The 6,258-nt window shown below is 61.9% G+C and carries 4 protein-coding genes; 2 read left to right on the top strand and 2 right to left on the bottom strand.

The features are described 5' to 3' along the window. Window positions 1-2,601: TonB-dependent receptor plug domain-containing protein (locus DVT68_RS09745; RefSeq protein ID WP_114824875.1), on the top strand; the 2,601-nt coding region annotated here is incomplete at its 5' end. A gap of 771 nt (window positions 2,602-3,372) precedes the next feature. On the opposite strand, the gene DVT68_RS09740 is transcribed toward DVT68_RS09745, so the two are convergent. After that, entirely contained in the window at window positions 3,373-3,861 is a 489-nt protein-coding gene (locus DVT68_RS09740; RefSeq protein ID WP_114824874.1) for a DUF6491 family protein, read from the bottom strand. A 77-nt stretch (window positions 3,862-3,938) separates the two neighbouring features. Continuing rightward, window positions 3,939-4,376: an outer membrane lipoprotein gene (locus tag DVT68_RS09735; RefSeq protein ID WP_114824873.1), complete on the bottom strand. Its 438-nt coding sequence runs from the start codon at window positions 4,374-4,376 to the stop codon at window positions 3,939-3,941. Between the two features lie 436 nt (window positions 4,377-4,812). Here DVT68_RS09735 and DVT68_RS09730 point away from each other — a divergent pair, with 436 nt between their 5' ends. Further along, the gene (locus DVT68_RS09730; RefSeq protein ID WP_114824872.1) at window positions 4,813-6,219 is read left to right on the top strand and encodes a MipA/OmpV family protein; all 1,407 of its coding nucleotides are present in this window, start codon (window positions 4,813-4,815) and stop codon (window positions 6,217-6,219) included. Window positions 6,220-6,258 lie beyond the last annotated feature (39 nt).

Below are 6,258 nucleotides of genomic sequence, written 5' to 3'. Positions count from 1 at the left end.
AGCAAGTCGGCCGTGCTCGTCAGCAACACCGAGGAAGGCGGCCAGTACGTCAACCTCTACAACCTCGGTGAAAACCGCACGCTGGTGCTGGTCAACGGCAAGCGCTGGATGACCAGCCTCGATGGCTACACCGATCTTTCCACCATTCCGGCAGCGCTGATCGAGCGCATCGAAATCCTCAAGGATGGCGCCTCCTCGATCTACGGCTCCGACGCCATCGCCGGCGTGGTGAACATCATCCTCAAGGACCACATGAACGGTGCTTCCGTCAGTGGTCAGGTGGGTGAGAACGAGAAGAATGACGGTAGCCAGCAGGCTTATTCGTTCACGGTGGGCTCGACGACGGACAAGTCCTCGCTGGTGTTCGCCGCGACCTACAACAAGACCGAGCCGGTGTGGGCGAAGACGCGTGACTTCACGGCGTCCACCTACTACCCGTGGGATCCGTCGGCTGGTTACAGCGGCACCGGTCCGTGGGGTCGCTTCAAGTACAACGGCACGACCTACGTGCTCAACCACACCGGCGATCCGAACAACATCGGCGTGGGTGCGGATGCGACCAACCTCGCCAACTATCACGTCGGCGTGCAGCCCAACGACTACTTCAACTCTGCCCAGCAGATGATGCAGCAGCTGCCGACCGAGCTGAAGTCCATCTTCACCGAGGGCAGCTACAACCTCAGCGACAACGTGACGTTCAAGGCGACCGGCATGTACGCCGAGCGCGACTCGTCGACGCAGGTCGCCGGTTATCCGCTCAACAGCACCAGCCAGCCGCTGTTCCCGGTGTACGTGAGCGGCGCCAGCTACTTCAACCCGGTCCCGGGCGCCAACCTGCCGTTCTACCGCCGCATTGTCGAGCTGCCGCGCGTCACCGACGAAAGCGCCAAGTCGCTGCACTTCGACGCCGGCTTTGAAGGCAACTTCCAGTTCCTTGACCATGCGTGGAACTGGGACGCCGGCTTCGACTACAACAAGTACGACGTCGACACCAAGGGCACGGGCAACATCAACCTGCTGAACCTGAAGCAGGCGCTGGGCCCGTCGTTCCTCAACGCCCAGGGCGTCGTGCAGTGCGGTACGGCTGCCGCCCCGATCGCGCTGAGCCAGTGCGTGCCGTTCAACATCCTGGGCGGTCCGAGCGCCTCGACCCAGCAGGCGCTGAACTACATCGTGGCGCGCGAACAGTCCTCGACGCAGAGCATTCAGAAGGACTTCACCGCCAATATCACCGGCGGCCTGTTCGAACTTCCGGCCGGCACCCTCAGCGCCGCTGCGGGCCTCGAGCATCGCAACATGAGCGGCTACTACCAGCCGGACGAGCTGGCCAGCTCCGGTTACACCACCGACCTTGCCGCCGGTCCGACCACGGGTTCGTACACCGTCAACGAAGCCTACGTCGAAATCAACGCGCCGATCCTCAAGGATCTGCCGGGCGCGCAGTCGCTGAACATCGACATCGCCAGCCGCTACTCGAACTACAGCAACTTCGGCAGCACCACCAACAACAAGTACAGCTTCACCTGGTCGCCGTTCCACGACCTGCTGGTCCGCGGCACTTACGCCAAGGGCTTCCGCGCGCCGACGCTGGGTGACCTGTTCGGTGGCGGTTCGCAGACCTTCGACTACTACACCGACCCCTGCGATGCCCGCTTCGGCATGACGGGCAACCCGACGGTGGCCGCCGCGTGTAAGGCTGCGGGCCTGCCGCCGACCTTCCGCCAGCTCAACTCCGCTGGCGCGCCGGTCTCGGCCCCGGAAACTCAGGGCGTGACGCCGTTCGAGACTGGCTACGGCAACGCCAACCTGCAGCCGGAACACAGCACGACCCGTACGCTGGGCCTGGTGTACAGCCCGAGCTACATCGACGGGTTTGACATCACGGTCGACTACTACGACATCAAGATCACCAACGTGATCACGCCGGTCAGTGCGGACTACGTGCTGAACCAGTGCTACCAGTACTCGGTGCAGTCGTTCTGCGACGCGTTCCAGCGTGATGCCACCACCGGCCAGGTGGTGAACCTCAAGCGTGGCAACGAAAACCTGGGCTTCATCGAGACCAAGGGCTACAACACGGGCATCGTCTATCGCCTGCCGCAGTTCTCGTTCGGCAAGTTCGTGATCAACATGAACGCCAACTACCTGCAGAACTGGAACCAGCAGAGCGCCAGCGGCGCGCCGGTCATCAACTACGCCGGCCAGTACGGCACGCCGAAGTGGCGCGCCAACCTGGGCGTGGACTACACCTACGGCAACTGGGGCGCCACCTGGGATATGCGCTACTACGGTGCGTTCATCGACCAGTGCTGGAGCCAGAGCGATCCGGTCATTCACTGCAACATGCCCAACTACACCAGCGTGAACTGGGCCTATGGCCCGGGCGCCAACCGTATGGGCGCCGTGGTGATGAACGACGCACAGGCCCGCTACTCGCTGCCGTGGAAGGCACAGATCGCATTCGGCATCCGCAACATCTTCAAGAAGCAGCCGCCGAACACGATCAGCGCCACCACGTTTGGCAACAACTCCGTGAGCTCGGTTGATCCGAACCTGGACCTCGATCGTTACTTCTACCTGCAGTACAACCAGCAGTTCTAAGCAACACAAGCAACACCCACCGAGCTGTACATTGCCGGGGCTCCGCAAGGGGCCCCGGCCTTCTTTTGTACAGGGTGCAAAGCGATGGGTCGCATGAAGCGCCTATCTCGTGGCGACCACCGGAAGAAGCGCGCAGCTCAAAGAGGACCACAGGCGCGCTCGTAGTGATCCTCATGGAAAGCTCTCGATGCAGACATAGCCGTCGTTCCTGGCTTTCTGATCGCGAGTGAGCCGATGCCGGCGCCCTGGTCTCTTGAATCATTCAAATCGAGGGCCAGGTCAGCTGGGACGCTGACCCAGCGACTGAAAAACAGCCGACCCACGACGAAGCGAGTGCGGAGTGTGTTGTCCCACCGCGCTGCTTCCATTCAATGCACGCTGCCCCAAGGCCGGATTGGATCCAGGTCAAGGGCGTGGGCGAGCGCTCTCCCTATGCTCAGGTGCTTTAGCGCCGACCGATAGGGGTCCATATGCTCAAAGTAGCTTGCCGGAAGCGGCAAACCGCAGTGGCAGCCAGTGTGAAGCTGACAGTTTCGCGGGTGTCCGACGGCGCGATTGAAGTCGCCATCACTACCCCTGGTCGCCTCAAGGTGGCTAACAGGGCGAACGCGCTTGGGCGGCTTGGGAAGGCTGGCGGATCCGCTGTGCGTCGGTCGAAGGGCGAAGAAAAATAAGCGCAGCGATCATCGCTGAAGTGCCGGCGTCGGGCACGGCGCCCGCCATCCATGCGAAGCGACCAACGAAGGGCGCCATGATGGCTGGATCACCCCGTCACTGATGGGCCGACGGATTTTCGTCGTCGGGCTCTGACTGGAGTGAAGCGCGGTCAATCAGGTCTGCATTGCGTAGCTCGGCTTTCGTCTCTCGCAGGGCGCTGCTGTCGACGGGTCGTATGGAGCTGATGCGGCACGCATTCATCCCCATGGGTGGCGCCGCCGTGCGAGGCACGACCCGATCAAAGCGGGTCACGAGCTGATTCGCCGAATTGGTGATTGAAATGCGCCCTGACGTCGACAGGCCAGTGCAGGTGCCGCGCAGCTCGATCAGGTATTCCCTGCCGCCGGCCCACAGCGCAAGGGCTGAATCACCAAGCGGCGTCCAGCTCTGGGCTCCCATGAAATTATCCAGCCGGAATGACATGACTGGCGCGCCCGCATGCTGCCGGTACAAGTCAAGGCGCTGCTGCGTGGTCAACGTCGGGGCCGAGCTGCAGCCCATCAGGGCGCCAACCATCAGCGAAGCAAGTAGGGCCTGGCGCATGGGGCTAGCCTCATGAGGGATCTCTGGGACACCAGGCCCATCACCGCGGTGAAAGGCAACAGGTGATCGGGGGAACGTCAATGAGTGACGCGAGTGGTGCCGCCGCCTGAAGAGACCTGAACGCGGTCTCCGACGCGAAACTGACCGGAGTTTCCGTCCTGCGTGACGGCGATGGTGCGCCCAGCGTCCAGATCTACCGTGACTTCGACGCCTGCGCGCGCACCACGAGTGATCGCATTGCCCGCAGCTCCGCCGGCGACCGCGCCTGCAATGGCGCCAACGGTATTTGCGCGGGTGCCGCTACCAAGCGTGCTGCCGGCGATGCCGCCGATGGCGGCGCCGGTGGCCGTGCCCACATTGCGCTGGTCACTCTGGATGGTCACGTCCCTGAGGCCACGCACGGTCCCCCATTGAACGTTGCGAGCGACGCCAACCTCGGATCGGTTGAATGTTCCGGGAGTGGTGTGAGTTGCGCAGCCCGAAAGCGCCGCCATGCTGGCGACCAGCATGCCCATGGCCCATGTTGAGGTCTTCACTCGCCTTCTCCGTTGGAGTGGTACCGTACAAGCACACCGGCGCATCGATGTTGCTACACCCCAGGCAGCAATGATGTTCCCGCGCTTCATGAAGCGGCTGTGAAATTGACGGCGAAGTCGGGTGAATGGTGTTCGTTGGTCAACGCTTGGGAGGAACGGATATCCCATCCAGCCATCCATGCGGTTTTGTATCTTGCGGCAAGTCCTTGCTGATGCCATTGCAAGATGGATGGCCGTGAACGTGTTGCGGTCCAAACGACGGCGTGGATGGACGGCCCGCGTGGCGCGCCATCAAGCCGTCTTTCAACATTCGTGCTCGACGTCCTTCGTGCTTTGCTTTGCATGGGTCTGTGGCAATCGCTGGATGTCATTCCATCGCGCCTGAAGTCATCAGCGCGATGGTAGGGAGAGGCAAATGACACGCGGCTCTCGTCTTGTTCATCGCATCGCTTATCTCCTGGTGCTTGCCGGCCTGTCGGCTTCTTTCTCGACGTTGGCGCAAACGAGCACCGATCACATCAATGACCTCATTGACCAGCCAGGCGGCGCCGGCCTCGGTTTCGTCATTCGTACCGAGACTTCGCCCTATAAGGACGGCGGTACGCGAAGCGACCTGCTGCCGTTGTACCTGTACGAGGGGCAGCATTTCTTCCTGAGCGCCGACCGGCTCGGCATCAAGCTCTACAACGATGATGAGCAGCGCTGGGACCTCTACATCACCCAGCGGCTCGAAGGTTTTCCCGATGAGGAGCGCACCCATGCGCTGGAAGGCATGGAGACGCGCACCACCACGGGTGACCTGGCCATGGCCTACGCACGCCAGTTTTCCTGGGGAACGCTGCGCGGCGCCGTATTGCACGACATCACCGGCATCTCGCACGGAACGGAAGTGCGCCTCGGGTACACGTACGACTGGCGATTCACGCGATGGGTGCTTCGACCCGACTTCACCGTGTCCTGGCGCGACGCCAACTTGAACAACTACTACTATGGCGTGAAGGAGTCCGAGGTCACGCCTGATCGCCCCTTCTATGAGCCCGGCGCCGGCGTCAACGCCACGCTCGGCCTCTACGCCACCTATGCCATGACGCAGAACTCGCGGCTGATCACGGGCGTGTCGGCAACGTACCTGGACAGTGGGATCCGCAAGAGCCCGATCGTTCGCGATGGCATCCAGCCGGCCATCTATCTCGGTGCGGTTTACGACTTCGGGAGCTATCACGACGTCGCGCTCTCCGACGAAGGCTCGCCCACGTATCTGAAATTCTTCTATGGTCGTTCGGCGGGTCCGGGTTGCCATCTGGTGAAGATCATGGCGCTCAGTTGCGTTTCCCTGGATAACGAGAATCCTACCGACATCGCCGGCTTCCAGATCGGCAAGCCCTTCATCCGGCGCTTCCTTGACTGGCCGCTGGATTTCACCGGCTATCTTGGCTTGACCTACCACGATGATCGCGGGCTCGCGACGAGCGGTCCGCAAGTGGACATCTACATGAAGGCGTTCTTCTACGGATTTCCGTGGAACCGCTGGGTCGAAACCCGCCTTGGCCTTGGCTACGGCGTGTCCTATGCGGCAAACGTGCCTTATACCGAGATCAGCAGCCAGGCGCGACGCGAGCGTGAAACCTCGCGCCTGCTGAACTATCTCGACCCGAGCATCGACGTCAATATCGGCGACATCTTCCGGTCCAACGCCTTGCGTCGAACCTATTTTGGTTTCGGCGTGTCGCACCGATCCGGCATCTTTGCGTCGTCGCGGCTGTTGGGTAACGTCGATGGCGGATCGAACTACATCTACACGTATATCGAGACGGCGTTGTAGCGACCCGACTTCTTCCAAAGCGAGACCGGCGGATCACTT

Origin of the sequence: Dyella solisilvae (assembly GCF_003351225.1) — a bacterium.
Lineage (GTDB): Bacteria > Pseudomonadota > Gammaproteobacteria > Xanthomonadales > Rhodanobacteraceae > Dyella > Dyella solisilvae.
The sequence above is the reverse complement of the archived record's forward strand: the minus strand, read 5'-3'. Positions and strand labels throughout refer to the sequence as shown.

Excerpts from the sequence above, each read along its gene's own strand:
- DVT68_RS09740 (WP_114824874.1), bottom strand. The coding sequence starts at position 3,861 with ATGCGCCAGGCCCTACTTGCTTCGCTGATGGTTGGCGCCCTGATGGGC.
- DVT68_RS09735 (WP_114824873.1), bottom strand. The coding sequence starts at position 4,376 with ATGGGCATGCTGGTCGCCAGCATGGCGGCGCTTTCGGGCTGCGCAACT.
- DVT68_RS09730 (WP_114824872.1), top strand. The coding sequence starts at position 4,813 with ATGACACGCGGCTCTCGTCTTGTTCATCGCATCGCTTATCTCCTGGTG.